Genomic DNA, 25967 nt, shown 5'->3' with positions numbered 1-25967 from the left:
GCAGGCGGGCCGACGTGGCCAGGACGAGTCAATGACGGGCAGTGATCTCAGCGACAGGGGTATTCCCGCAGCGGCGGGCGCAGGCTGGCCCTTCGCGATGCTTACTCCCGCGGCGTCGAGATCGCGGCCAAGAGCCGGCTCACGGCCCTCGCCCGCTCGGGCTCGGGGAGCTCATGAAGCCAGAGAGCGACGGCCTCCACGACCAGCCGCACGTCAGACGGCAGATCGGGATCGGAAGGCACGTCAGTGTCGCCCAGGTCGAGTGCCCCTCGGACGATCAGGAGGGTCTCTGCCCTCACTGGCTTCGCCTTCTCGATTGAGTAGACCGTGCCCAGACCGACCCCAGCCTCTTTGGCGAGGCGGCCCTGAGACCAGCCCTTTTCCATCCGGGCACCGACGATGCGTCGAGCCTCAGAAACACGCCAATCGGTGCTCATCGGCCCATGATGCCCCGCTTTGGCCGGCAGCCGCATCTCCCCTCGGCGACGTACAAGACGCCCCGGACACCGGCCCAAGGGAAGCGCCTCGTCGGCCGTCAGCGCCCGACCATCTGATCCGGCCAGCTCGGCTACGACTTCAGGAAAAGGCGGTCCCGTGCCGTTGCCGGCACGGGACCACCTCGACCGTCAACGCAACGGTCTCTGGTCGATCGGGCCGCCTGTCATCGGAGCCCGATGTTGACGTAGTACGTCTGGCCGTCGTCCAGCTGGACGCCGATCCGCCAGTAGGACCCGCCTGCCGACCCGGTCTTCCAGTTGTACATGTACTGCTTCTCGGTCGAGTCGAACTTGTAGTCGCTGCCGCTGTCGGCGGCAGCGGTGTAGACCGACTCGTCCACCGGTGCGGACGTTCCGCTCCCCTTCACCGGGGTCAGCCAGCCCAGCGCCTCGACCGACTGGACGACCGTGCCATCGGCCTTCTTGAGCTGCAGCTTGGTCGGAACCGTGCTACCCGCCTTGAAGATGCTGGTGGACGTCCCCACTTGGTGAGCCGTGTCGTTGATCGGCTGGAGGAACCCGTCGAAGCGGTAGATCACCCGGTAGGTGCCCGTCATCGTCGAGAAGTTGCCCGCCTTGTCGGTGGCCGTGGCCGTGTAGCTGAAAGTTCCCACGCCGTTGGCCTTGCCGCCGGTGACGGTGACTGCACAAGAGGCGATCCCGGAGTAGCTGTCCGTGGCGTAGCACGTCGCCGGTGGAACGGCGCCGAGGGTGTAGGTCTTCCCGCCGACGTTGACGTCTCCGGGCAGCAGGGTCGGGTTCTCGGTGTCGATCTTGATCCCGTCCACGGTGGCGCTGGCGGTGTTGCCGGCTCGGTCGCTGACCGGACCCGTGGCCTGGTTCGTGCCGTTGGCGGTCAGCTGCACTGGGTCGGCACAGGTAGCAACGCCTGAGAGCGCGTCGGCGCACGTGAAGGTCACCGTGACCGGCCCGTTGTACCAACCGCTCGCCGTCAGGTGCCCGCTCGTGATCGCGCCCGTGATGGTCGGGACGGTCTTGTCGAGCCTGACGACGACCGAGTCGCTGCCGACGTTGCCGGCGGTGTCGGTGGCCGTGCCGGTGACGCTCTTCCCGCTTGTCTCCGTCGAGACGGTGACCGGCGCCGAGACTTTGGCGACACCTGAGCCCTGGTCATCGTCCTTCGCGCTGAAGGTCACCGTCACGTCGGACTTGTTCCACTCGTCGGCGTTGGGAGCTGGTGAGAGGTCGTGGCTCACCGTCGGGGCGATGTTGTCCCACTCGAGGGCGACGTTGTTCTTCGCCTCGGCGTTCCCGGCGTTGTCCACGGCCCAGTAGGCCAACGTGGCCGAGCCGCTCCCGTCAAGAGGTACGGTCACAGTCCTGGTGGCACCCGACGCGACCTGTTCGGCCCCATTGTCGACCTTGTAGTGGATCTCCTTGACGCCGGACAGGCCCGTCTGGTCGGTGGCTGTGAGCACCACATCGGCGGTCGAACCGGTGCACCAGCCGTTCACCATGGTGCACAGGTTGTTGCTCGACGTCGTGGGGGCGGTCCCGTCGATGTTGATTCCGCCGACGGTCTTCGCGGCGCTCGAGTTGCCCGCCATGTCCGTCGCCGTGTCGCTCGTCACGCTCTGGTTCGCGCCATTGCCCTTGAGCAGCCTGCTCGTCGGGCAGGTCGCCACTCCGGACAGGCTGTCGGTGCACTTGAAGTCGACGGTGACCTCGCCGCTGTACCAGCCGGCCGCGTTGGGCGTGGTCGTGGGAGCCCCGGTGATGACTGGAGGGGTCCGGTCGATCTTGATGCCGGTGAGCAAGGCTGGGTCACTGACGTTGCCCGCCTTGTCGGTGATCGTGACCGGACCGGCGCCGAGGTCGGCGCCTTCGCCGGTGATGCTGCTGGGTGCCGGCTGGCTGCCAGGGTCGATGCCAGAGAGTGCGTCGTTCCCGACCCAGGTCACCGGCACGTCGGCCTTGTACCACCCGGCGCCGTTGGGGGCGGGAGCGATGCCGACGAGCGTCGGCTTCGTCCTGTCGATGTTGATACCGGTGACGTCCGTGCCGGAGTGGTTACCCGCGACATCGACGGCGTCGCCGTGAACGCCCTGGGCCGCACCCTCGTTCTTGAGGGTCGTGTCTCCGGCGCAGCCGGCAACCCCCGTCTGCACACCCGACCCGCTGTCGGTGCACGCGAACTTGACGTCGACATCGGTGTTGTTCCAGCCGAAGGTGTTGGCCGCCGGCGTGGCCGTGCCCGTGATCGTGGGCGCGATCGTGTCGACGTTGATCGTGAACGTCTGCTTCTGCTCGCTGTTGCCGGCCGCGTCGATGCTCCAGACCTCGACGGAGTGGCTGCCGTTGGAGAGGTCCTGGCTGAACGGCTGACCGTAGGTCAGCGCATTGCCGCCGTCGATCGTGTAGTACGTTGCGGCGACGCCGGATCCGCCGTCGTGCGCGTCGAACGCGAACGGTATGCCGCTGACGACGAACCAGCCGCTTACGGGCGAGATCGGGTTGATCACCTTCGTGACCGGGGCAGTCGTGTCGATCTTGACCGTGATGGGCGCCCCGGCCGACTCGACGTTGCCGGCAACGTCCTTGCTCCAGAAGGCGATGTGGTGCACCCCGTCCACACCAACGGTGAACGGTGCGTGGTAGGTCTGCGTCGGACCCTCGTCAACCGTGTAGTAGGTCTCTGCGATCCCGGAGAGGTTGTCGTGGCCGGTGAGGGTGACGCTCACGGCGTGGCCGTACCATCCGCTGATCTCCGTGCCCGCGACCGCGGCCGTCGTCGTCGGCGTGGTGCGGTCGATCTTGATGCCGCCGACAGTCTTCGTCGTCTTGTTGCCGGCGACATCGGTGCAGCTGGCGCTCGACGACAAGCTGGCGCCTTCGCCCGTCACCGTGTCGTCGGCTGGCGGCGTGGCGACCTTCGACAGCGTGTCGGTGCACGACCAGTCAACCGCGACGTCACCCGTGTGCCAGCCGTCGGCGAACGATGCCGACAGCGCCGGAGGGGTCTTGTCGACGTTGATGCCCGTCACACCGTCCGAGGCCGAGTTGCCGGCCGCGTCGTGCACGGTGGCGCTGGCGCTCTGGTCTGCGCCTTCGCCCAGGACCTGGTTGGCGGGTGCGCCGACGACGCCGGAGAGCGCGTCGCCGACAGTGAACGTGACGGTGACGTCGTCCTTGTACCAGCCCGCGTCGTTCTTGTCGCCCACGGCGTTCGCCGTGATGGTCGGCGGAGTCTTGTCGATCCAGATGCTCGCGCTGTTGCTTGCGGAGTTGCCCGCTGCGTCCGCTGCGTTGCCGGGGACGACGAACTTGCCGTCGGCGTCCTTGGTCACGGGAGCGGTGCAGTCAGCGATCCCGGAACCGCCCTTGTCGTCACAGACGAAAGTGACGGTGATGCCCTTGTTGGTCCAGCTGCCATCGGTGTAGGACGAGGGGTCGAAAATGTGGCCGATGGTCGGCGCGGTCTTGTCGATCTTCACGTGCACCGTGGTGGGTGCCTCGACGTTGCCTGCGTTGTCGGTGCTGAAGAAGGTGACCGTGTGGTCGCCCTCGTCGGTGAGGCTGAAGGCTGTGCCCGTCTGGGTCGCGCCGCCGTCGACGCTGTAGGACGTCGACGCAACCTGCGAAAGGTTGTCGGTCGGGGTCAGGGTGAGGTTGACCTGGCCGTTGACCCACTGGTTGGAGTTTCCGCCGATCGATGTGCTCGGGGCGGTCCGGTCGATCTTGACCGGGGGCGAGCTGTTGGCCGTTGTAGTCAGGCCCGCGCCGTTCTGCACTGTGACCGTGCTGATGAGACCCTCGCCCGAACCGGTGATGGTCGTGTCTCCGGGCGGGTTCGGAATGCCGGACTGTGGGTCGGCCGCGGTCCAGTGCACCGTGACGTCGCCCTTGTACCAGCCCTGCGGATTCGGTTGAGTCGTCGGAGCGCCCGACAGGGTCGGCGGCGTCGTGTCACCTGCCGGAGCCGTGGACGACGCCGTGCCTGTGTTGCCCGCGGCGTCGGTGGCGGTGCCGGTCACGGTGACGCCCGGGTTCACGGTCTTCGAGTTCGTCGAGGTCCCGTCGGCCAGGCACGAGGTGACTCCGGATCCGCCTGCGTCGTTACAGGTGAAGGTCACCGTTGTCGTGCCGTTGGCGTTCTGAGTCTGCGTCGCGGTGATCGTCGGGGCCGACTTGTCGAGGTGCACCGTCACGGATCCGGGCGCGCTGGCGTTTCCGACCCGGTCGAGCTGCGCCTGCGTGGTCTTTGTGACGTCACCGTTGGTCGTGACCGAGTCAGTCTGGAACGGCTGCCCGGCCGCGACACCCGAGCCGGCGTCGGTGGCCGTCCACGTCACCGTGACGTCTGACCTGTTCCATCCGGCGGCATTGGGGGTCGGGGTGAGCTGGGCGCTCACCGTCGGGCCGGTGTTGTCGAGGGCATACGAGGCCTGACCCGTGCGGGTCATGCCCGTGCACTTGGGCTGACCGTTGAAGTCGGGAGAGGCTGCAACCACGACGGCCTGAGCCCCTTCACCCCCCGGGGCTGTCAGGGTGAACGTCCAGTTCGACGTCGCCGAGGACGAGGTCTGAATCAGCGGAGTCGCCGGACCCGTGACCTCGACGCACTTCGTGTCCGGGCTGGTGACGACGGTCAGGGCCAGCGTGGCGCCCTGCCTGGCGTAGAGCGTCTGCCCGACGAGCGCAGTGCCTGCACCTCCCGTCAAGGTGGCACTCGTGACGGTCGACGCGAGCGCCGGCACCAAGTTGATGCCACCCGCCACGACGGCCGCGACCGACGCTCCCCCGAGCAGTCGCCGAGCCACCCGCCTGTTCTTGTCTCGCTGGCTGCGAGACCGACGCGTCTCCATCGACGCCCCCCTCTGGAAGTTCATCCCAGGTCCCCTCGTGAATGCACCGTGCGTGATGCTGCTCCGTGCCGCCCTCCGCGACATCCCCGAACGGTACGGGCGCTTTGCGGACCGCGTGGGCGATTCACAATTTCCGGGGAGGAGGTCCTCCGCCGCCGCTCCGGGCGGTCACGTGGCGGGCCGCTCAGCAGCCGTATGCCGTCGCAGCGTGCGGCGCCTGCACACGGCCCAACGCCGTCCGGAGCAGGAACCACAGCGCGCAGGCTGAACGCCAGTGGCGTAGCACGGATCACGTGTTTCGACATTCCCGACTGGGGCCGAGGGCTATTCCCGGATCTCCAGGCGATCCCTTCTACGATATGAACGCACCACGGAACTCGGTTTCGATGAAGTCGCCGAACAGCGGCCTTGGGCCTGCTATGCCCGGCCTTCACGGATGTGGACGACTAGTAGCGAGCCCGACGGCGATCAACGTACGCCGTGTCCATCGTCACGCCGCGAAATGGCCGCCTCAACCGTCTGTGTCTGACTGAGCGCCACGATTCCCGCGGCCGCTGAACCCGAAACGCCTCCCGCGGGCCGCCACTGGCTCACCGTTCATCGACTCCGTCACGGGCATGCTGTCCGGGTCCGGCGTGCCTTTGTCGAGAACCGGCTCAGCTGCCGGAGCAGGCTGCGCCATGAACTCCACCAGCATCGCCATCACGTCCTGGGTGAGGCTGGGCGCTACGGCGTCGGCAACGATCTGGGCCAGATGCCTGCGGACGGGCGTCTCCTTGTGGCCACAGATACACGAGGTGGCCGTCCTCGAGGCCATGCCGTGCCCTTCGAGCGCATCGGCAGCTGTGCCAAGCATGTCGTCTGTGATGAGGTGCCGCATGACGTCCCCTTTCGCACACGGTGGTAACACCAGCGTAGGTCAGACGAGGTCGCGCCAGAAGGCGTGCCGGAGTCGCCTTCGGATTCGCGATGCTTTCGCGAGCGCAGTCATGCCCCGCGGACTTCGAGTCGTCTTCAACGCCGGGAGCGACAGCGCCCGCGCCCAGAGGGCCCGATGAGGCGGGCCTCGTACCCGCGCGGCCCGTCGCGCGACGGGCGGCCCTGCGCACTAAGGGATGCCGCGCGGCCTCTCCTCGAGGGGGTCCGCGGAGACGGCGAGCGGGGCTACGCCGGTGAGGTGCGTGAGGATGGCGTTCCATCCCGACATGTCTCGTGCAGCGTGGGCGAGACCTGCGACGGTGACCGGTATTGCGACGATGGTGCTTCCATCGTCTGGGTGGGTGATCACGGTGCCGGCGATCTTGTCGAGCACCCGCGCTTCGGCTTCTTCGGGGAGCAGTCCCTCGAAGGTGAACCGGATGGCGTACGCGGGCATGACGTTCATGGTGTCACGCCACTTCGTGCTCGACCGTGAGCTGACCGCCTCAGAGTCCATGCACCTCCCAAGGAGCCATGCGGCGCCCAGACGGCTGGACCGACCCGGGCGACGGCGTCGGGCCGGCCGAGCGCCGCCGAGGCGTCACTGGCGGGTGCACTTCCTCTTCGGCGACCAACCGGAACCAGCGTTGCCGGGATGCTGGCAACGCTGGTTCGGTGGTCGCCGGACTTGGGATCGCGACGGCGGCGTCCCCGGGCCGGGGTGCGGCCCGGGGACTGTCTGCTACTGGAAGCGGTACGCGCGGATGATCGTCTGCCGCACGTTGTTGCCAGCGGTGTCGGTCGCCGACGCCCGCAGGGAGACAAAGCCGCTGCCCGCTGGGTGCTGCACCGACGCCACCGCTGTCTCGCCGCGCCGGTCGACGACCAGTTGCTGCCAGGTCTGGCCGTCGTCGAAAGACGCCTCGACGGTCAGCTTCTGGGTCTTTGCGGGGGCCGCGCCGACCTGCCGGTCCAGCGAGATCGGCACTGTGAACGACTGGCCGGCGGGGGCTGTGTTGTCGATGTCGAGGTCCGGCGAGAAACGGACCGCAGTCATCGGCAGATGCACCAGCTCGCCGTCGGCCACGTGCGCCGACTCGAACGTCCACTGCGCGTCGACCAGCGTGGAAAGGGTAAAGGCCGGGTCGCTCCGGAACACCGCATGGACACGGTAGTTGCCGGACTCGGCCGGGACCTGGAAGGCGTCATTGAACCACGACGACTGCCCGACCAGTGTCCCGTTCCGATAGACCGTGAGGTCAACCTTGCCGCTCCTCGGGAAGCGGAAGCCCTCATGCCCACTGCCGTCCCCATGCAAGGGCCCCGGTCCACCCATCGTGTCGCCCCAGTAGCGCGTGGCGAACTGCTGGTCGAACTCCGGCTCCGGGAACACTGGCCCCTCGACACCGTTCGCCCATTTCACGTCGTACACCCGTCCGGGCTTGTACGACGTCCAGTCCGACTCGTAGCGCGTATATCCCGACTGGCTGCTGGAGATGAGCCACTCGGCTTTCTGGTCCTGGTTGTAGTACTCGACAACGGTGCGCGGAACGTCGTAACTGAGCGTCAACGGCCTGTTCCTGCCGTCATTGCTGTTCCACACCGGCGAATTGCCTGGCGCCCGGGCCACCGCGACCCGACCCACCCGGACGCCGGAGACGTCCGACCCGATCTGCGACCGCACCGTGGCGAAATCGTTGGCGCGGAGGGCTTTCGCCTTTCCAGCCATCATCTGGCCGCGCTCGTAGAAGTAGACCTGATAGACCGCCGGACTGTTGATCAGCGACTTGGCCCATGTTCCCGAGACGTACGAGACGAAGCCTGTCGCCTTCGTGCTGCCGCTCGCCGGACCGGTCCGGATGCGGGCGAGGTCCATATTCATCAGAACGTCGTACGGGTCATTGGAACCCCAGATCTGCGGCGCCTGCGTGCGGTACGTCCAACCGACCTCGGTGTGCCCTGGCACCACCGACGGGTCCGGCACCGTGATCGTCACCGGTTTGGCGGAGCGCGCGTCCATCGTGACCGTGCGATCCGCATCGAGCCTGACCGCCGGATCGACGAGCGAGGTGATCGCCACGTCATCGTCAGGGCCGGTGAGCAGGTACGACTGGGCGACGTACCGGCCCGCCCACAACCGCACCTTGGCGCTGTCGCCGGTGTGTGCGATCGCCCTGATCGTCTGCCGGTCGATGTCCGTCAGCACGGTGACCCACCGTGCGTCATCGCCGGTTGCGCCCGGTGTGCGCACGGTCAGCGTGTGCCGCGCCCTGTCCAACGCGATCGGCGTCTGGACACGCACTGTGTCCGAGGACGCCGTGATCTCCCCGCCGTAGGGCTGGTCCGGCAAGTCCGCCCCCGGCGCGACCGTCACGGTCACCGTTGCGTTCCCGCCGGCCGGCACCGTCACCGTCGAGGCACTCAACGTGAAGAGCCCGTCCGGCGCGTTCGAGCGCAGCGCCAGGTTCAGCGTCACGTCCGTCGCGCTGCCGTTGGCGTATGTAACGATGCGATCCTGACTTGTCGTCCCGCGGTCGAAGCCGAGGCTGACCGGATCGGACGTGACCTTCTGGTCGATTACGCGCGAGACATCGACCAGGCCGGCGCCCCGATCGTACGGCCCGCCGTTGTCGCTCGGCGCGGCCGCCGACATCAGAGTGGCCTTGAGCTGGCGAGCGCTCCACTGCGGATGTTCCTGTGCCAGCAGCGCGGCGGCACCGGCGACGTGCGGGGTGGCCATCGACGTGCCGCTCAGTTGGGTGTACGCCTCGTTGCCGGGCAGAGGCGGGAAGGCGCCCGCCGACGAGCGGGCCGCCACGATCGCGACACCTGGGGCGGAGATGTCCGGTTTGACGGCGGCGTCGGTCGTCGTCGGCCCGCGGCTGGAGAATTCTGCGAGCTCATTCGTCTTGGACACCGCGCCCACCGTGAGTGCGTCCTCGGCGCTACCGGGTGAGTTGATGGTGCCCTCGTCGGGCCCGCTGTTGCCCGCCGCGATGACGAAGAGGGTTCCGTACTGCGCAGTCAGGTCGTGGACAGCAGCCTCGAGCGGGTCGACGCCCGGGGTGTCCTCGCCGCCCAGGCTCATGTTGGCGACCTGCGCACCCTGCTCGGCCGCCCACTGCATGCCCGCCAAGATCGACGACTCGGGGCAACCCTCCATCCCGCACACCTTCGCGCTGAGCAGCGTCACGCCCGGGGCCACACCCTTGTACCGGCCGTCGGACGCGGCGCCTGTTCCGGCGATCGTGGAGGCGACATGCGTGCCATGGCCCACGTAGTCGGTGAGATCGCCGGAGTCGGTGAAGTCGACCGCCTTGGCGACCTTGCCCGCCAGGTCCGGATGCTGCTGGTCGACACCGGTGTCGATCACGGCGACCTTCACGCCCGTCCCGGTCAGTCCGGCCTGCCACGCCGCAGAGGCGCCGATCATGGGCACGCTCACGTCCAGCGTCGGCTTGCGCAGCCCGTCCAGCCAGACCTTGGTGACGCCGGAACGCAGCTCCCCCGCATTGGTGAGGCTCTTCCAGAGCTCCGCGGGCTTGTCCCGATCCTGCCGGTATGCCGTCACGCCGGCCAGCCGCTGCGTCAGCCGCGCGCCCGTGAGCTGAGCGCTGCCTTGGATCAGCAGGGGAAGCGTTCGGCGGGTGTCGTCGTATCCGAAGCTCAGCAGCGTGGACACGTCGAACAGACGCTCGTCGAGGCGGCCGCTGGCGAGGAGACCAGCAGCGTCGGCGGGGATCACCCGCACGTGGCCACCTGCGCTCGCGGTGACGAACGGGACCTTCTCGCGACCCGCGGCCGGCTCGACGTCCACCACGGACTGCCCGTGGCGGCTGCTCACCCGCACTGTGTCACCGGTGATCAGGGTGACCGCCCGTGTCTGCGTGTCGCCGGTCGGAGCAGTCCCCGCGGCGTTTGCGATCGGGGCAACGGCGGGCTGTTGGGTTTGCCCGGCGGCGGGGCCGCTGGGCAGCGCGGCCCACGCCACAACACCCGCCGCGGCCAGCACCGACTTGATTCGGATTAATCGCATGGTTCTCCTAGATGTCACTGCGCCGGTCGGCGCATTGCGGCAGGCTGAAGGGAAGATCGAACCTTGCGACCTGTGCTGCTCGGGTCGAGCAGGCCGAGGTCACTGCGCCCCAATCGACCGTCATTCCATAAGGGGCTACAAGGGTTCGTATGGACCATCCGACGTGAGACCCTCGTCCAGCTCAGATCCGAGATCTGAGCTCTCAGGGCTGAGATCTGAGATCGGAACCGACAGACCCGGCTCAGCCGGGGGCTGTTCAGATCGCAGCTCGCGAGTCACCCGTGACGTTCGCCGTTGCGGCGAAGCTCGCTGCTCGTCAACCATGTGGTCATGCTGTCGGCCCACCCATGACGGTCGCGAGTGTCCACATGGACCATTCTTTACAGGGCCGGGTGTGGCATTCCTGCTCAGCGCTCGGAGTCGGCCGCCAGCATGCCGGCCTCAGCGGCCGCCATCGCCAGCGCCGTGCGCGAGGAGACGTCCAGCTTCCGCATCGCCGACGACAGGTGGCGGTGCACCGTCCGCGGGCTGATGAACAGGGTCTCGGCGACTTGCTTGTTGGTCAGCCCGCGAGCAACGAGCGCAATCACCTCTACCTCACGAGGTGACGGCTGATCGCCATAGCCGCGTCGGCCACGACGCCACGTGCGCGCGACCTCGACGCCGTGTTGTCGCAGAACGTGAGCTACCCGATCGGCGTCCCATCGGGCGCCCAGCTCGTTGAGGCGCTGCTGGACATCGGACAGCACCGTCACACCCTTGTCCTGCTCATCAGTGGCCAGTAGGCACAGTCCGTGCCGCTCGAGGGCCAACAGCTCGTCGTACGGCCGCGGCAGCTCCGCCAATGAGACTGCCGCGTCCGCGAACAGTCCTGCCGCCGCGACCAGATCGCCGTTCGCCTCAGCGAGGATCGCCCGGCACCTAACTAGGGCGGCAGCAGCAGAAGGGGCATCCCGGCCTGCCACCCAGTACGCGAAGTCATCGACCAGCTCCGCGGCTTGGCTCAGATCACCGACACCGACAAGGGCATCGATGTGGACGGGTGCCACGTCGCTTGCTTGCAGCCAGATCCCTTTGCGCTTGATTGCTTCCATTGGCGCGGCAGTGACCCGTACCGCCTCACGCATGGCGCCATCGGCCAGACACAACCTGCCCAGCGCCACTGCTGACAAGGTCGTCGGATCGTCCAGGGTGCCGGTGGCGTGCTCCAACACCTGACGCGCACGCCGCTCTGCCGCGTCTCGGTTCCCGACAGCCACCTCCAGCATCGCCTGGACCGAACCGGCCGCCAGGCGAACGAGTGGATGAGTCTCCTCGTCGTCGCCTATTCCCGACAGGATCTCGTCCAGGCCGCTCCACGCCCCCGTGTACCAGTCCAGCAGCGCCAGATGGAATCTCGCAAACTCCGCCACCCGCTCGAATCCGGCCTCGCCTGCGGACCCAAGGACCTCCTCCAGCCGCTGGCGAGCCTCGGCGTACCGCCCCCAGTGGATGGCGCGGTGAGCGACATTGAACAGCCCCCGCAGCAGCTGCCGCCGTTCGCCCACGGTGCCCGCGGACCGTGGAAGCTCCCCAGCAGCCTGCCATCCGGCTTCCTCACCCAGGCTGAGCAAGCCTGTCACGCGGTCGATCGCCAGCGCTCGCCGCTCCGCAGGTGACTCAACTCGCGGAATCAGACGTGTTGCCTGCTCCAGCCACTCAAGATGCCGTTCCGCCGGCCAGGACCGTTTCGACTCGGGATCGGCAAGAAACAGCATTGCCTTGGCCGCGCGCTCTGGCCGGGACCCCAGCTCGCCCACCGCGGTCTCGAGGTGGGCGTGGGCCGCCTCGAACTCGCCCACCTGGAACAGCATCCAGCCCAGCAGCACCCGAACTTCACCCCGCTCAACGTCAGGAACGTCGTGATCGGCAAGGATTCCTGCGAGTGTGTCCCGGACCACGCCTTCCATACCGCCCAAGGGAGTGAGCCGATTTACCGCCACCTCGCCCAGCCGGCGAGCCAACCGCAGCCGCCGATCGGGTGGGTGCGCGACGCTGGTGAGCAGCTCATGCAGCAGTGCCACAGCCGTACGCTCATCACCGGAGTCGAGGGCCAGCTCTGCGGCGGCTTCCGCGTAGTGGCTCCATTGCTCGGTTTCGCCGGCCTCATGGAAGTGATGAGCCAGTCGTACGACGGGCTTCGGCTCGAGCCGCTGAAGGCTCTCGGCCGCTCGTCGGTGCAGTGCCCACCGCTCGGAGGCTGGGATCGCCTCTCCGATCGCCAGCGCATCCAAGACATGTCTAAACGCCAGCCGGCCGCTGCCGACCTCGCGCAGCAGCCCCGAGGCAAGCGCGGCAGCCACCCCGCGCCTGGCCGCGGGCTCATCTAGGTCGGCCACGCTGGTCAGCAGTGCCTCATCCGTGGGTTCGGCCAGGATCGCCGCTGCCTGCAAGACAGTCCTGCCCTCAGGAGGAAGCCTGCTGGCGCGCTCGAGGACGGAGTCGCGCAGCGTCGGCGGTACGTTCAGCTTGTCGAGGGCCTTTCGGGTCCACGAGTCGTGTTGGCGGACGATGTCGTGGCGGTCCCGAAGCATCCAGATCGTTTCCTCCACCGCCAGCGGGAGCCCGTCGGTACGTTCATGCAGGAAGACCGCGAACTGCTCCGAGACCGCGTCGGTGTCCAACATCGACCCCACCAGCTGACGCGTGTCAGCAACACTCAACGGCTTGAGCTCGATCCGGACCCGCGCAGCCCCCAGCGGCCGTGACGTCAGCCGCAACAGCAGCGACCCGTGTGGCACCTCGGCCGGTCTGTAGGTGACCACGACCGACATGTCGAAGTCCCCGGACGCGGTGAGGATGAGGAGCCACTCCAGCGTTGCGGCGTCCGCCCAATGAGCGTCTTCCACCGCCAACACGTCGACACCGAGCCGGTCGACCAGCTCGCACAGCGCGCCGAGCAGCCGGTGCCTAGTCTCGGCCGGATCATCCAACGGCTCCAACGCGGGCGGCAGCTGGTCGGCCCATTCCGGGAACAACGGTCGCAACGCCCCAGCCAACGGACTCACCTCGAGGTCACCAAGCCGGGGACGCAGCCGCCGCAGCCCATCAACCACCGGCCCCAACGGGAACGGCTCGATCGTCGGGGGACACGTCACCATGAGCACCGTCAGGTCGGCCAAGTCCGGCGACCGCAGACACTCCCGAAGGAGCCGGCTCTTCCCGATCCCCGCCTCCCCCTCCACGAAGGCCATCGCTGGTGGATCGGCCAGAGCGCCGACGAGAAGCTCGAGCTCGGCGGCCCGCCCCACCAGGGCGGGCGAGGCCGCCAGCCTCTCCGGTCGAGCCATCACTGTAACCGCCGTGTCCGTCATCATCGCCTGAGCCAGGCCGTCCCTCTCAGGTGCATGATCGTCTCACGGCAGGACTCTCCAGGATTTGTGACGCTGTGCCAACCCGACCGCTCCGGAAGGTCCAGCCCGGCCGTGCCGACCTCCTACGCATACGACAGATGGTTCCGCCGCAACGGCGCCCGCCACGCCGACGTCCTCCCCCAGCTGCCGCAGCACGCCGAGCATGTCTCCAGACAGCGGCTGCGCCGCCGGGACCTACGTGAGCGCGAACGCGTGATCCACGGCCACGCACGTCGCGAACGCGAGCCGCAGAAAGTTGAGCGCTCCGCCCCAACCAACCCCCGGGCTCGGTCGACGCCTCGCCCGTCGGCGCGTGCCGGCTCGACACGGCCACGGTCGACTCGATCAGCTCTCACCCGACGCCGCTGATGCAACCGGCGGACGCTGTCGTCTCGCTCGTCCCAGCGTGACTGGCCGCGACTCCAACACGGGTCGCTCGACCAGCACCCACGACAACGACGCGATCGCCAGTGACACCACAGTCACAACCACAAATGGCGCCGGCATGCCGTAGCGCAGCACGAGCGCCACCACGAGCGCGTGGAACAGGTAAACGCCATACGACACGCGCCCGACGTACCGCAGCGGCCCCAACTGCAGCGCCGCCACGGTGGGTCCCCTGCGGGACATCTCGAGACACCTGGCGACGAGCACCGCGGACGCGACCACGGTCATCGGCAGAAGTGCCAGTATGCCGTTGGACCATAGGAAGCAGGCGCCGAACACGGCCACCGCGGCGGCAGTCAGGCCGCGGCCGGCCCAGCCGTCCGGGAAGCGCCACCCCCGGGCAACCTCGAACGCCAGCGCGCACCCGACCAGCAGCCCGTCGGCGCGTGTGAACGGGCTGAACGACCCGAACGACCACGCCCCACTCAGACAAGCCGCCAGACGGAGCACCGCAACAGCCACGGCTACCCACGCCAACACGATCGCCGGGCGACGCAGTCGGACCACGAACGGCAGCAGCAGCGGCCACAGCAAGTAGAACTGCTCCTCCATTGCCAATGACCAGGTGTGCGTCAGCGACGATCCCTCGCCCATCGCAGCCTGGAAGTTCGTCACATAGCCGGCGGCCAGGAACACGGGGACCAGTGTCTGCCCGGACGCGACCCTCACGGCCGCGTCGAAGAACAGCAGCACGGCCAAGGCCGGCAGGAGCCGCCGAGCTCGGCGCACGTAGAACGTCTTGAGTCCGACCGGCCTGCCGTCGGCGACGTGGCCGCGCAGCAGGATCGACGTGATCAAGTACCCCGACAGCACGAAGAACAGGGTCACGCCCGCGGCACCAAGGGGCTGATTCTGCGGCTCGCCGGTGTGTGCAGCGATGACCAGCAGGATCGCGCAGGCGCGGAGCCCGTCGAGTGCCGGGATGCGCTGGGAACTAGGACATGCACGCCCGGCGTCGCTCCCGGCTCCCCCTGGCATGCGGTCGAGTGTGCCCGACCTGCCCGGACCTGTCCTGCGAACCGCCTAACCGCCGCGACCGACGGAGGGAGCCCGCCGTGCCAGCACACCACTCATCCCCGCTCGGAGCCACTGAAGCCCCCAGAGGTCTGGGTCGCGTTCATCGCCGCCCTCGACGCGCTCGCCATCGCGGCCGTCAACGCACCCCATCCCGAATGCTCCCCGACGTTTGCGCAGGTCAGCGCCCATTTCCCGCATGGCTAGGAACGGGTGGTGGATGAGTCGGCCGATACGCCGGGTTCTGTCCCGCACCGCCGTTGCCAGCGGTGCGGTGGCGGCCATCCATCTAGGCCGGTCATTGCTGACCGGCTCGAGCGTCCTACCCGCGCACTCGACCGGGCCGGTCTCGAACGTGCGCTGTCTGGACTTGCTCCGGGTGGGGTTTACCGAGCCGTCCCAGTCGCCTGGGACGCTGGTGGTCTCTTACACCACCGTTTCACCCTTACCGGCTGCCGAAGCAGCGGCGGTCTGTTCTCTGTGGCACTGTCCCGCGGGTCACCCCGGGTGGCTGTTGGCCACCACCCTGCCCTGTGGAGCCCGGACGTTCCTCGGCAGGGCCGAGGCCCTGACGCGACCGCCTGGCCGACTCATCCACGCGACAGCATAAGGCCCCGTATGCCGTCCGGCCGAGTCCGTCCACCAGCGTGAGCGCCCGAAGGCCAGGCCCACGTGACGCGGGTCACAGTTGCTCGACGACGTCAACGATCACGGGCGGTTGTTCGTCAGGCAGGCGAGAACTCGATCGCAACCGACGCTCAGGACTATGACGACCAACCAAACTGAAGACCAGACCGAAACCGAACCCGGAACCAGAGCGAAGCTGCTCGATCTCTCCCTGACCCAGCTGCTGGGTGGCTCGATGGCGGCTGCCACCGCCGCGGCGCTGGGCTCTCGCCTCGGTGTCATGGGCACGATCGTCGGCGCGGCCGTGGGCAGCGTCGTGACGGCCGTTGCCGCGAGCATCTATACGAGCTCGATGTCGCGGGCGCACCGGGCCGTCGTCGCGGCGCGCGCCTACAACCGGGGGCCCGGAGAGGCGCCACGCCTGCAACGGTGGCGGCGGCCCGACCAGGCCGCGACCCGGCGCATCCTCGTGACGACGGGGGCGATCTTCGCCATCGCGGCGGCGTTCCTCACCGGGCTCCAGCTCGCGACCGGTGCACCCGTCACCGGCACGAACCTCGGCAGCCGCTCGGTAGTCGCCGGCACCGTCGATCGATCGCCGAGTACCGACGACCAGACCGGTGGCCAGCCGGCGACAGACACGCCGACCTCCACCGGCACGCCCACGCCGGCGGCGCCAGGCGGCACGGCCACCACGGCACCGGTGGCACCCCCAGCCCCCGCTGAGACCGCATCGGGCAGTCCTCAGACCACAGCGCCCGCGCAGGGAGCGTCCGAGACGGCCACTCCCCCGGCCACCCCACTCGCGTCGACGCCGGCAAACGGCGCCGAGACCACCCCAGCCGGCCGCTGACCCGTCTGCCCGGCTGGCCGGGCACCCCACGTCGCAGGATGGCCCGACGGACCGCCACGAAGGGGTCGCAGGCCGGCGAGCTGAGCCCACCCGCGCCGTTCGTGGCGGTCCGTCGGGCACCCTGCCGGGCCCACGGCATACGGCAGAGTCGGCACACACGGTGACCAGGCGGGTGGACACTTCCACCATGGACGACCCGAGCATCGCCGAGCGACCGGTCGACCCGTCAGCGACGTCGCCCGGCCCCACACCACCCCCGCCGCCCGCCGTGCGCGCCCAGCTGCTCGCGACCGAGCACTGGGGGCTGCTCGCCTCGCGGAGCACCACGCAGGCAGAGGTCCTGACCAGGATCGCCATCTTCCTCACCATGGTCTCGGCCGGCCTGGTCAGCATCGGGCTGCTCGGTCAGGTGACCCGGTTCGCGGACTGGTTCCCGGTGGCAGCCCTGGCCGTGTTGGCCTTCCTCTCGCTCGTTGGGCTGATGACCCAGGTGCGGGTGCACAACGCGTCGGAGGAGGACCTCATGTACGTCGTCGCGATGAACCGGCTGCGCGGCGCGTATGCGGACCTCGACCCTGGCGTCGAACGGTACTTCCTCGCCTCCGTCGACGACGACGAGGGGGGCATGGCGCAGACGTACTCCTTCATGCGCAAGCGGACCGTCAGCCACGCGATCGGCAGCTCCGGCCTGCTCATCACCATCGTCACCGGGCTCATGCTCGGAATGCTGACGGGCGGCATCGTCGCGGTGGCCGGCGGCACGAACGGGCAAGCGATCGCAGTCGGCTGCGTCGTCGGCGTGGCCAACGTGGCAGGCATGACCGTCTACGGGATGTGGGCGTATGCCGTCGCGTGGCGGCACCATGTGCCGCTGCGGGGCGCTGCCCCTGCCGGGCGGGTGCGCCCCATCGCTCCGGACCGCACGCGGAGCCATCCCCAGGCCTGACACTCGGGGCCGGGGCCCCGATCATCGAGGGTGGCCGAGGGGTAACGGCTCCTAGCACTGGGGTCCCCGGTGCACGGGGAACTGCTGTGGCAGGGTCAGACGAGCGAGAGCGCGAGGGTGCCGGTGCTGATGTCGACCGTGTCGACGCGCACGCGCACGGCGGAGCCCGCAGACGCACGGCCCTGCGCCTTCGCGAGCACCGCGGCGTCCGTGAGCTGGACGACCACGCCGCCCTTGTCGTTCTCGTCCACGACCACGGCGTCAAGGGTCTGCCCGACGCGGTCGACCAGCTCGGCGGCCTCGACCGCATCCGTGCACGCCCGCTCCACACCGTTCGCCCGTCGGTCCGATGCGGACATGATGGTGGGGAGCGTCGTCAGCGCCTCGCGCGCCCAGGTGGGCACGTCCGTCCCGGCCGACAGGGCCTCGCAGATCGCGAGACCGAAGCGGTCGACGAGCCGTCGCAGCGGGGCGGTGACGTGCGCGTAGGGGTTCGCCACAGCGGCGTGCATGGGTTGCTCCGGCACGGTGCCGTCGAAGGGTGTGTAGCCCGCGCCGCGGAAGAGGGTGGTGGCCTCGTGGATCAGCGCGAGGTGCCTGGGGTTCTCGTGGTCGAGCGTGCGCAGGAACTCGCCGTACGCCATGCCGTCCTGCCACGGGACTCCCGCGGCCGCGGCCTGCCGCCGGAACCGCGCCAGGTCGCGCGGGTCGGGCGGGGGCATGGTGCGTAGGACGCCGACCCGACCCTTGAGCATGAGATCGGCTGCCCCCATGCCGGTGAGCAGCGAGATCTGTGCGTTCCAGTCCTCGGAGGGAAGGAGCGGCCGGAACAGGATGGTGAAGCCTCCCGAATGGTCCTCCTTGACCTCCTGCTCCGGCATCGGCAGCGTGGCTCCCCCGCGACGCCGCTCGAGCAGGACCCGCTTCTCGCCGACCTCCTTCAGCAGGCGCAGGCACTCCTCGGCGGACCCGTCGTCGACGACCCGCTGGACCTCGTCGTAGTCGTAGCGGCGGACGCTGCGGACCATCGCGCGGTAGACCTCGACGGCGGTGCCCTCGCCGTCGGCCGCGAGCGTCATGTCCCAGACGAAGGCGGGCCGTACCTGGCCCGGAAGCAGGCTCGCGGCTCCCTCGCTCAGCTCCGTGGGGTGCAGCTGGACACGCTCGTCGGGACAGTAGACGGTCTGCCCCCGACGACGAGCCTCGGCGTCCACGGCGCCGCCCACCCGGACGAACGCCGGGACGTCAGCGATGGCGTAACGGACGCGATAGCCGTCGCCCTGGCGCTCGATGTACATCGCCTGGTCGAGGTCCATCGACGACGCCGGGTCGATCGTGATGAAGGGAACCGCCGTCTCGTCCCGGTCGGGCAGCGCGGCTGCCGCGGCTGCCTGTCCGGCCTCCGCGAGCACGTCGGCCGGGAACTGCTCCGGGAGGTCGAACTCCCTACGGATCGCGTCGAACCGGGCCACCAGCTCCTGCGCGGTGTCGCCCGGCTGCGGTGCCGGGCGGAAGACGATGTGTCGCGAAGGCATGGCGCAACCCTACGCACCGAACCCGCCCGTTGCGTGGGCGTCAGGGCCGCTCCCTAGGCTGGGCGCGTGCTCATCCTGCTTCCGCCGTCCGAGGGCAAGTCGCAACGCCGCCTTGGCGCCTCGCTCGACCTCTCGGACCTGTCGTTTCCCGAGCTGACGCCGATGCGCGAGTCTGTCATCGGCGCGGCGACCCAGGTGAGCGCCCGCCCTGACGCGTTCGAGGTGCTTCGAGTCAGCCCCAACCTCATGGAGGACGTCGCCCGCAACACCAGGCTGCTCAGCGCCGCGACCGCTCCCGCCGGCCACGTCTACTCCGGCGTCCTCTACGACGCGTTCGGCTTCGACTCCCTCGACGCCCCCTCGCGGCGCCGCGCGCTGCGCCGCGTCGTCATCGTGTCGGCGCTGTTCGGCGCGGTCCGGCTGGGAGACCGCATCCCGGCATACCGCCTGCACCTGTGCGTGCACCTGCCCGGCATCGGGCCGCTCGCCGCCGCCTGGCGGACAGAGCTCGCGCCGGTCCTCGAGCGCGAGGCCGGCCGTCGCCTCATCGTCGACTGCCGCTCCTCGACGTATGCCGCCGCGTGGGCTCCCAGGGGCGCTCTCGCCGAGCGCCGGGTGCTGATCACCGTGCCCGGTGCGTCGCACATGGCCAAGCACACGCGTGGCCTGGTGACCCGTCGTCTCGTCCAGGCACCGGAACGGCCGAACCACCCTGAGGACCTCGCCGACCTGCTCGCCGACACCTTCGACGTAGCCCTCACCGAGCCGCCCCGGCCCGGTCATGCCTGGCAGCTCGCGACCACGGTCCGAGCCTGAGCGACCGGCTGATGCCTGACCTCGCCCTGCTCCTCGAGAGGGTCGGACCGATCCTCGTCTTCCTCGTGGCGATCACGGTCGTCGCCGAGGTCGCCGACCTCGCGGGCGTCTTCGACGAAGCAGCCCATTACGCGGCGCGTGTCGCGCGGGGGCACACCGTCGTGCTGTGGCTGCTCGTCGTGGCGCTGGCTGTCGCCTGCACCATCGTCCTGAGCTTGGACACCACCGCCGTGCTGCTCACCCCGGTCGCCATTACCGTGGCCCGGCAGGTCGGTGCGCCGCCGCTGCCGTTCGCCATGACGACGCTCTGGCTGGCCAACACTGCCTCCCTGCTCCTGCCCGTCTCCAACCTGACGAACCTCCTTGCGCTGCATCCGTTCTCACAGCTCGGGATCGGCACGCTGTCGTACGTCCGGCTCATGGCGGCTCCCGCAGCCGCGGCCATCGTCGGAACGGTTCTCGTGCTGTGGGCGATCCATGGCCGGCGCCTGAGGCTCCGCTACGACACACCACCACGCGCCGAGCCACATGACCGCGTCCTCATGCGGTTCGCCGCGGCGGTATGCATCCTGCTCGGGCCCCTTTTCGTGCTTGGGGTCCAGCCGGCGCTCGCGTCCGTCCCGGCCGCCCTGCTGCTGCTCGGGGCGACCGCCCGGCGGGCTCCGGAGCTCCTGCGCCGGGTGTCGGTGCCGTGGCTGGGGGTCCTCGGAATGTGCGTCTTGTTCGTCGTCGTCGACGTGGCCCTGCGGCACGGGCTCGAACCGCTCGTTCGAGCGCTGGTCGGCCACGGCACGAGCGCCCCGGACCTGCTGCGCGTCAGCACCGTCGGGACGGTCTCCGCCAACGCGCTCAACAACCTGCCGGCCTACCTCGCGCTCGAGCCGGCGGTGACTGACGCGCCGTCACGCCTGGCTGCCCTGCTCGTCGGCGTGAACGTCGGACCGCTGGTGACGCCCTGGGCCTCCGTGGCGACGCTACTGTGGGCGCATCGCTGCCGGTCGGCCGGGCTCGAGGTCAGGGCGGGCTACCTCGCTGCCACTGGGCTGCTCTGCTGCGCGGTCGCCGTCGCCGGTGCCACCCTTGCCCTTGCCGTGACGGCCTGACCCTCGGGCTCAGCCCAGGGCACGACGCAGGTCGTCGACGATGTCGCGGACGTCCTCGAGGCCCACGGACACGCGCAGCACCCCGTCGGTGATCCCGACCGCTGCGCGGGCCTCGGGAGTGAGCCGGCGGTGGGTCGTGGTGGCCGGGTGGGTGATCAGCGACTTCGAGTCACCGAGGTTGTTGGAGATGTCGATGACCTCCAGGGCGTTCATCACGGCGAAGGCCTGGTCCTTGCCGCCGTCGAGCTCGAACGTCACGACGGTGCCACCGGCGAGCATCTGCCGCTTGGCAAGGTCGTGCTGGGGATGCGACTCGAGGAAGGGGTGGACGACCCGAGTCACTCTCGGGTGCTGCTCGAGGAACCGCGCCACCTCGAGGGCGCTGTCGGCCATCCGTTCGACCCGCAGCGACATGGTCTCGAGGCCCTTGACGAGGACCCAGGCGTTGAACGGCGACATCGACGGGCCGGTGTGCCGCATGAGGTTCTGGACCGGGCCGTCGATGAACTCCTTCGGTCCGAGCACGGCACCGCCGAGGGTTCTCCCCTGGCCGTCGATGTGCTTGGTCGCGGAGTAGACGACGATGTCCGCACCGAAGTCGAGCGGCTTGCTGAAGACCGGCGTGCCGAAGACGTTGTCGACCACGACCTTGGCGCCCGCGGCGTGGGCGAGCTCGGTCACGGCGGCGATGTCGACGAGCTCCTGCATCGGGTTGCTCGGCGTCTCGAAGAAGACCGCGGTCGTCGGTGTGGCAAGGGCCTCGCGCCACTGCTCGAGGTCGGGACCGTCGACGAAGACCGTCTCGACACCCCAGCGGGGCAGGATCTCATCGAGGATGACGAAGCACGAGCCGAACAGCGCCCGAGACGACACGACCAGGTCGCCCTGGCCCAGCAGGGCGGCGAGCGCGACGAAGACCGCCGCCATGCCGGAGCCGGTGGCGAAGCACGCCTCGGCCCCCTCGATGCGGCGCAGCCGTTCCTCGAACATCGTCACGGTCGGATTGCCGTAGCGCGAGTAGACGAAGCGGTCGATGTCGCCCTTGAACGCCGCTTCGGCGTCCTCCGCGGTGTCGTAGACGAAGCCGGAGGTCAGGTAGAGGGCCTCGGCAGTCTCCTCGAACCCACTGCGCGCCAAGCCTCCTCGCACGGCGAGCGTGTCTGGGCGCCAGCCGGCGGTCCGATCGGCGGTCCCGTCGCTGGTCCGATCCCCGATGCGGTCGGTGGACTGCTCGGCGGGCGCGTCCGTGGCGGGGTCCCCCCCGGTCGGCGTGCTCATCCCTGCACCCACGGCAGACCCGCGACCTTCCAGCCGGAGACGGTCCGGTGCCGCTGAGCGTCGTGCGGACCCTCGAAACCCTCGAGCACGTTGCGCGAGTCGACCCATCCCGCTGCCGTGGCGAGCTCGGCCGCTGCCACGGAGCGAACGCCCGAGCGGCAGATGAAGTAGAGGTGCCGCTCCTTGCCGATGCCTGCCGCCTCGAGGTCGGACGCGAAGGACTCGTTGACGGCGCCGTCCGGGAAGCGCTGCCACTCCACACGGACGACGTCCTTGCCGATCGGGCCGAGGTCCGGCAGGCCGACGTAGGCCCATTCCGCGCTCGTGCGCACGTCGACGAGGACCGCGTCGGGCTCGTCGCGCAGGGCGTCCCAGGCCTGCTGGGGGGTTACATCACCGGCGTACGTCATTCTCCGAATATGGCACAGCGTCGTCAGGCGAGATGGTCCGTCCGGTTGGTGAAAGCGACCGAGGCGGACCCGTCCTCCCACACCTCGACCGCGGTGAGGCTGCCAGGTGCGGTTGCCACGGCCCAGAAGCGCTCGCGGGGCGTGCCGAGCACGTCGGTGAGCACCGTGAGGACCGCTCGCCGCGTCGTGACGACGATGACCGTGCCGCCCGTCTCCACCACCGCGTGGTATGCCGTCAGCACCCTCTCGTCGACACCCTCGCCGGGTGCCGTGCCGGCCCACTCGCGCGACCGCTCGACCTCGGACCCGAGCGCGGCGGCGAGCTCGGACGCAACCCGGTCGGCGATCTCGTCTTGAGTCGTGATGACTCGTGCCGAGCCGAGCGGCAGCCGCCTCGCGGCGGTCGTGATCCGGTCCGCGACGCCCGCGTGGTCCGGGACCTGGACCAGCAACAGCCGGAGTGGCCGCGCAGGTCGCGAACCCGCGTCGGAACTGGGCTCAGCCACAGCTGTGGTGGCGGAGTGGACGCGGCGGACCGTCTTGCCGTCCATGGCGTCGTTGCTCAGGGCGTCAGCGGCCTTGTTCTGGGCGCGCGGGATCCACTCGAAACCGACCGAGCCACCTGCCTCGACGAGGCCGGCGCACAGCTCATTCGCCTCCGAGGCGAGGCGTCGCATGTCCTCGTGCTTGATCTTCCACCGACCCGACATCTGCTCGACGACGAGCTTGGAGTCCATGCGCACCTGCACCTGCGCGCCCGGGTCGATCTCGGCGGCGGCCTGCAGCCCGGCGATCAGCCCGGAGTACTCGGCCACGTTGTTGCTCTGCTGGCCGAGCGGCTTGGCGAGCTCGACGAGCACCGCTCCGGTCTGGGCGTCGCGGACGACCGCTCCGTAGCCGGCCACACCCGGGTTGCCGCGCGACCCGCCGTCGGCCTCGACGACGAGCCGGCGGCCCGCCTTTCGAGACGTCCTGCTCACAGACCGGACTCGCCCGTGCGGATCATGATCCTGCGGCACTCCTCGCATCGCACGACCTCGTCCTCGGCCGAACGCCGAATACGGTCGATGTCGACGTTGTTCAGCTCGAGCCGGCAGCCGCCGCACCGGCGCTGCCGGATCTCTGCCGCCGCGATCCCGCCGCTCGTGGCCCTGATCTTCTCGTAGAGCGTGAACAGCTCTTCACCGACACCCGCCACGATGTCGGGTCGACCGGAGCCGACCTTCGCCTCTTCGGCCCCCAGCTCGGCCAGCGCCTGGTCGCGCTCCACCTCGAGCTGGCCGACCCGTTCGGACAGGTCGGTGCGCTTGGTGTCGAGCTCGGTGACCCGGGTGCTGAGCGACTCCGCCCGCTCCATGACCTCGATCTCGACGTCTTCGAGCTCGGCCTGTCTCCGCGCCAGCGAGGTCAGCTCGTGCTGGAGCGCCTGAAGGTCTTTCGCTGAGCCCTGTCCTGCGTCGAGGCGAGCCTGGTTGCGGGCCGCGCGGTCCCGCACCAGCTGGACGTCCTGCTCCGACTTCGCGAGCTCCCGCTGGACGTCGTCGGCCGCGGTCCGCGCGTTGACGATCTCGGTGTCCAGCGCGCTCAGCTCGCTCCTCGCAGCCTCGAGCGCCGGGCCCTGCGGGAGCCTCGCCCGTGCGTGGGCGATCTGGTCGAGGCGGGTGTCGATCGCCTGCAGGTCGAGCAGGCGCCACTGGCGGGACGGATCGGCTTTCAGGACACACCTCCGGGTTGGGTCGCCGGGCTGTCGGGCCCGGCGGCGTTCGCACCGACGACGAAGGTCCACGGCTCGGTGCGAATCTCAGACACTCTCGTGTCGACCCTAGTCGCTGCCGGGTGTCGCTCAGCGAGGACAGCGAGAAGGCGGTCGCGGGCGCTGGCGAGCCACAGCGACTCGGTCGCCCAGTGCCCGGCGTCGACGAGGTACGGCGGGCCGTCGCGGGTCTCCTCGCGCGCCTCCAGCACCGGGTGGTGGCGCAGGTCTGCCGTGACGTAGACATCGGCGCCGCAGGCCCGCGCCTCGGGGAACCGGTCGTCGCCCGAGCCACCGAGCACGGCCACGGTACGCACCGCACCCGCCGGGTCGCCGCTCACGCGGATCCCACCGGCCGTGGGCGGCAGCACGGCCGCGAGCAGGTCGGCGAACTCCCTCAGTGACATGGTCTCCGGCAGCTCGCCCACCCGACCCAGCGGCTGCCCGTCCTCGACGGACAGGGCCCGCTGTGCGGTGAGCCCGAGCGTGCTGGCGATGACCGAGGAGACTCCGGGCTCGGCGACGTCGGCGTTGGTGTGGGCCACGTAGAGGGCGACGCCGGATGCGATGAGGCCAGTCACCGAGGCACCCTTGGCGGTCGTCGTCGCGACCGAGCTCACGCCTCTGAGCAGGAGCGGGTGATGCGTCACGAGCAGGTCGGTCTGCGCGTGTGCAGCCTCGCGGATCACCGCCAGCGTCGGGTCCACGGCAAGAAGGATGCGGCGCACCGGCTGTTCCAGGTCGCCCGTGACGAGCCCCACCCGGTCCCAGCCGGCCGCGGTCTCGGGCGGGTAGAGCGACTCCAGGGCTGCGACCACGTCTCGCAGCAGCAGGTCATCCACGTGGGCCCGGCCGGGATCGAACCGACGACACCCGCGGTGTAAACGCGGTGCTCTACCAACTGAGCTACAGGCCCCGTCGCGCACGCGAACGGCGCGCGGCAGGCGGCGGTCAGCCTACGGCATACCCCTCGTGCTTGCGCAGCGTCGCGAGCGCCTCGCGGTACGGCGTGAAGTCGCGGCCCTGCCCGATCGCGCGCACGTCGGTCCACACGACGCGTCCCTGCTTGTCCAGCAGGAACGTCCCGCGGCGGGCGAAGCCCTCGCCCTCGTCGAACACGCCATAGCTGCGCGCCACATCGCCGTGGGGCCAGAAGTCGGACAACAGCGGGAAGAAGTGGCCCTCCGCGTCGGCCCATGCGCGCAGCGTGTACATCGAGTCGCACGAGATCGCGAAGACCTGGACGTCGTCGGTCTGAAAGTCCTCGAGGGTGTCGCGGATCTCGCGCAGCTCGCCGCGGCAGATGCCGGAGAAGGCAGCCGGGTAGAACACGACGACGGCCATCTTGGCGTCACGCACCGAGGACAGGCTCACGTCCGCGCCGTACTGGTCGACGAGGGTGAAGTCGGGAGCGGTCTCACCAACGGCCAGCGGGGCGGACGCGTGGACCGAGTGCGCGTTCGTCATGCCGCCAGTGTGACACCTGGCGTGCGAGCCCGCCGTCGCCGTCCACAGG

General features: G+C 69.4%; 18 protein-coding genes, 1 tRNA gene and 1 other RNA gene. 4 read left to right on the top strand and 16 right to left on the bottom strand.

Features of this window, described 5'->3' with window-relative positions; translation table 11 throughout:
- Positions 1-101: 101 nt before the first annotated feature.
- The 8 genes from ACYVLP_RS01545 to rnpB all read right to left on the bottom strand — a co-directional run bounded on the left by ACYVLP_RS01545 (position 102) and on the right by rnpB (position 15723).
- Complete coding sequence (locus ACYVLP_RS01545; protein WP_460625577.1) at positions 102-437, bottom strand: helix-turn-helix domain-containing protein; 336 nt, start codon at positions 435-437, stop codon at positions 102-104.
- Between the two features lie 224 nt (positions 438-661).
- The gene (locus ACYVLP_RS01540) at positions 662-5278 is read right to left on the bottom strand and encodes an OmpL47-type beta-barrel domain-containing protein (protein ID WP_460625576.1); all 4617 of its coding nucleotides are present in this window, start codon (positions 5276-5278) and stop codon (positions 662-664) included.
- A gap of 556 nt (positions 5279-5834) precedes the next feature.
- On the bottom strand, positions 5835-6203 hold the full coding sequence (locus tag ACYVLP_RS01535; RefSeq protein ID WP_460625575.1) for a hypothetical protein: 369 nt from the start codon (positions 6201-6203) through the stop codon (positions 5835-5837).
- Between the two features lie 228 nt (positions 6204-6431).
- A complete protein-coding gene (locus ACYVLP_RS01530) occupies positions 6432-6698 on the bottom strand; it encodes a hypothetical protein (protein WP_460625574.1) in 267 nt (88 codons plus the stop codon).
- Positions 6699-6983: 285 nt separating this feature from the next.
- Positions 6984-10277 carry a S8 family serine peptidase gene (locus ACYVLP_RS01525; RefSeq protein WP_460625573.1) on the bottom strand — a complete coding sequence of 1098 codons (3294 nt, stop codon included), beginning with the start codon at positions 10275-10277 and terminating at the stop codon, positions 6984-6986.
- 407 nt (positions 10278-10684) lie between these two features.
- Positions 10685-13633 carry an ATP-binding protein gene (locus tag ACYVLP_RS01520; RefSeq protein WP_460625572.1) on the bottom strand — a complete coding sequence of 983 codons (2949 nt, stop codon included), beginning with the start codon at positions 13631-13633 and terminating at the stop codon, positions 10685-10687.
- A gap of 381 nt (positions 13634-14014) precedes the next feature.
- Complete coding sequence (locus ACYVLP_RS01515) at positions 14015-15094, bottom strand: acyltransferase family protein (protein WP_460625571.1); 1080 nt, start codon at positions 15092-15094, stop codon at positions 14015-14017.
- A 253-nt stretch (positions 15095-15347) separates the two neighbouring features.
- An RNA gene (gene rnpB, locus ACYVLP_RS01510) (RNase P RNA component class A) lies at positions 15348-15723 on the bottom strand.
- 173 nt (positions 15724-15896) lie between these two features.
- On the opposite strand from rnpB, the gene ACYVLP_RS01505 reads away from it, so the two are divergent.
- Positions 15897-16610, top strand: coding sequence for a hypothetical protein (locus ACYVLP_RS01505; protein WP_460625570.1), 714 nt, complete (start codon positions 15897-15899; stop codon positions 16608-16610).
- 187 nt (positions 16611-16797) lie between these two features.
- A complete protein-coding gene (locus ACYVLP_RS01500) occupies positions 16798-17556 on the top strand; it encodes a hypothetical protein (RefSeq protein ID WP_460625569.1) in 759 nt (252 codons plus the stop codon).
- Between the two features lie 95 nt (positions 17557-17651).
- Here the strand turns inward: ACYVLP_RS01500 and ACYVLP_RS01495 are convergent, their stop codons facing one another.
- A complete protein-coding gene (locus tag ACYVLP_RS01495; RefSeq protein ID WP_460625568.1) occupies positions 17652-19091 on the bottom strand; it encodes an RNB domain-containing ribonuclease in 1440 nt (479 codons plus the stop codon).
- A 66-nt stretch (positions 19092-19157) separates the two neighbouring features.
- On the opposite strand from ACYVLP_RS01495, the gene ACYVLP_RS01490 reads away from it, so the two are divergent.
- Positions 19158-19907 carry a YaaA family protein gene (locus ACYVLP_RS01490; protein WP_460625567.1) on the top strand — a complete coding sequence of 250 codons (750 nt, stop codon included), beginning with the start codon at positions 19158-19160 and terminating at the stop codon, positions 19905-19907.
- A gap of 11 nt (positions 19908-19918) precedes the next feature.
- Complete coding sequence (locus tag ACYVLP_RS01485) at positions 19919-21010, top strand: SLC13 family permease (protein ID WP_460625566.1); 1092 nt, start codon at positions 19919-19921, stop codon at positions 21008-21010.
- A 9-nt stretch (positions 21011-21019) separates the two neighbouring features.
- On the opposite strand, the gene ACYVLP_RS01480 is transcribed toward ACYVLP_RS01485, so the two are convergent.
- The 7 genes from ACYVLP_RS01480 to ACYVLP_RS01450 all read right to left on the bottom strand — a co-directional run bounded on the left by ACYVLP_RS01480 (position 21020) and on the right by ACYVLP_RS01450 (position 25918).
- Positions 21020-22288, bottom strand: a complete 1269-nt coding sequence (locus tag ACYVLP_RS01480) for an O-succinylhomoserine sulfhydrylase (protein WP_460625565.1) — start codon at positions 22286-22288, stop codon at positions 21020-21022.
- Positions 22285-22698 (bottom strand): rhodanese-like domain-containing protein, encoded by a 414-nt coding sequence (locus ACYVLP_RS01475; protein WP_460625564.1) that lies wholly within the window; start codon positions 22696-22698, stop codon positions 22285-22287. Before ACYVLP_RS01475 ends, ACYVLP_RS01480 begins: the two co-directional genes overlap by 4 nt.
- Positions 22699-22721: 23 nt before the next feature.
- Entirely contained in the window at positions 22722-23678 is a 957-nt protein-coding gene (locus tag ACYVLP_RS01470) for a reverse transcriptase-like protein (protein WP_460625563.1), read from the bottom strand.
- Positions 23675-24484: a zinc ribbon domain-containing protein gene (locus tag ACYVLP_RS01465; RefSeq protein ID WP_460625562.1), complete on the bottom strand. Its 810-nt coding sequence runs from the start codon at positions 24482-24484 to the stop codon at positions 23675-23677. The genes ACYVLP_RS01470 and ACYVLP_RS01465 overlap by 4 nt, the downstream gene beginning before the upstream one ends.
- Positions 24412-25293 (bottom strand): Nif3-like dinuclear metal center hexameric protein, encoded by an 882-nt coding sequence (locus ACYVLP_RS01460; protein ID WP_460625561.1) that lies wholly within the window; start codon positions 25291-25293, stop codon positions 24412-24414. The genes ACYVLP_RS01465 and ACYVLP_RS01460 overlap by 73 nt, the downstream gene beginning before the upstream one ends.
- A 1-nt stretch (position 25294) precedes the next feature.
- A tRNA-Val gene (locus tag ACYVLP_RS01455) sits at positions 25295-25367 on the bottom strand.
- 35 nt (positions 25368-25402) lie between these two features.
- Complete coding sequence (locus tag ACYVLP_RS01450; protein WP_452267956.1) at positions 25403-25918, bottom strand: peroxiredoxin; 516 nt, start codon at positions 25916-25918, stop codon at positions 25403-25405.
- Positions 25919-25967: the final 49 nt, after the last annotated feature.

The sequence above is a fragment of the Intrasporangium mesophilum genome (assembly GCF_054783095.1).
This window is presented reverse-complemented; position numbering and strand designations above follow the sequence as displayed.

What these genes read in the sequence shown, in the direction of transcription:
- ACYVLP_RS01515 (WP_460625571.1), bottom strand. Translation starts at nt 15,094, where the DNA reads ATGCCAGGGGGAGCCGGGAGCGACGCCGGGCGTGCATGTCCTAGTTCC.
- ACYVLP_RS01505 (WP_460625570.1), top strand. Translation starts at nt 15,897, where the DNA reads ATGACGACCAACCAAACTGAAGACCAGACCGAAACCGAACCCGGAACC.
- ACYVLP_RS01475 (WP_460625564.1), bottom strand. Translation starts at nt 22,698, where the DNA reads ATGACGTACGCCGGTGATGTAACCCCCCAGCAGGCCTGGGACGCCCTG.
- ACYVLP_RS01535 (WP_460625575.1), bottom strand. Translation starts at nt 6,203, where the DNA reads ATGCGGCACCTCATCACAGACGACATGCTTGGCACAGCTGCCGATGCG.
- ACYVLP_RS01500 (WP_460625569.1), top strand. Translation starts at nt 16,798, where the DNA reads ATGGACGACCCGAGCATCGCCGAGCGACCGGTCGACCCGTCAGCGACG.
- ACYVLP_RS01525 (WP_460625573.1), bottom strand. Translation starts at nt 10,277, where the DNA reads ATGCGATTAATCCGAATCAAGTCGGTGCTGGCCGCGGCGGGTGTTGTG.
- ACYVLP_RS01530 (WP_460625574.1), bottom strand. Translation starts at nt 6,698, where the DNA reads ATGCCCGCGTACGCCATCCGGTTCACCTTCGAGGGACTGCTCCCCGAA.
- ACYVLP_RS01495 (WP_460625568.1), bottom strand. Translation starts at nt 19,091, where the DNA reads ATGCCTTCGCGACACATCGTCTTCCGCCCGGCACCGCAGCCGGGCGAC.
- ACYVLP_RS01480 (WP_460625565.1), bottom strand. Translation starts at nt 22,288, where the DNA reads ATGAGCACGCCGACCGGGGGGGACCCCGCCACGGACGCGCCCGCCGAG.
- ACYVLP_RS01450 (WP_452267956.1), bottom strand. Translation starts at nt 25,918, where the DNA reads ATGACGAACGCGCACTCGGTCCACGCGTCCGCCCCGCTGGCCGTTGGT.
- ACYVLP_RS01520 (WP_460625572.1), bottom strand. Translation starts at nt 13,633, where the DNA reads ATGATGACGGACACGGCGGTTACAGTGATGGCTCGACCGGAGAGGCTG.
- ACYVLP_RS01545 (WP_460625577.1), bottom strand. Translation starts at nt 437, where the DNA reads ATGAGCACCGATTGGCGTGTTTCTGAGGCTCGACGCATCGTCGGTGCC.
- ACYVLP_RS01485 (WP_460625566.1), top strand. Translation starts at nt 19,919, where the DNA reads ATGCCTGACCTCGCCCTGCTCCTCGAGAGGGTCGGACCGATCCTCGTC.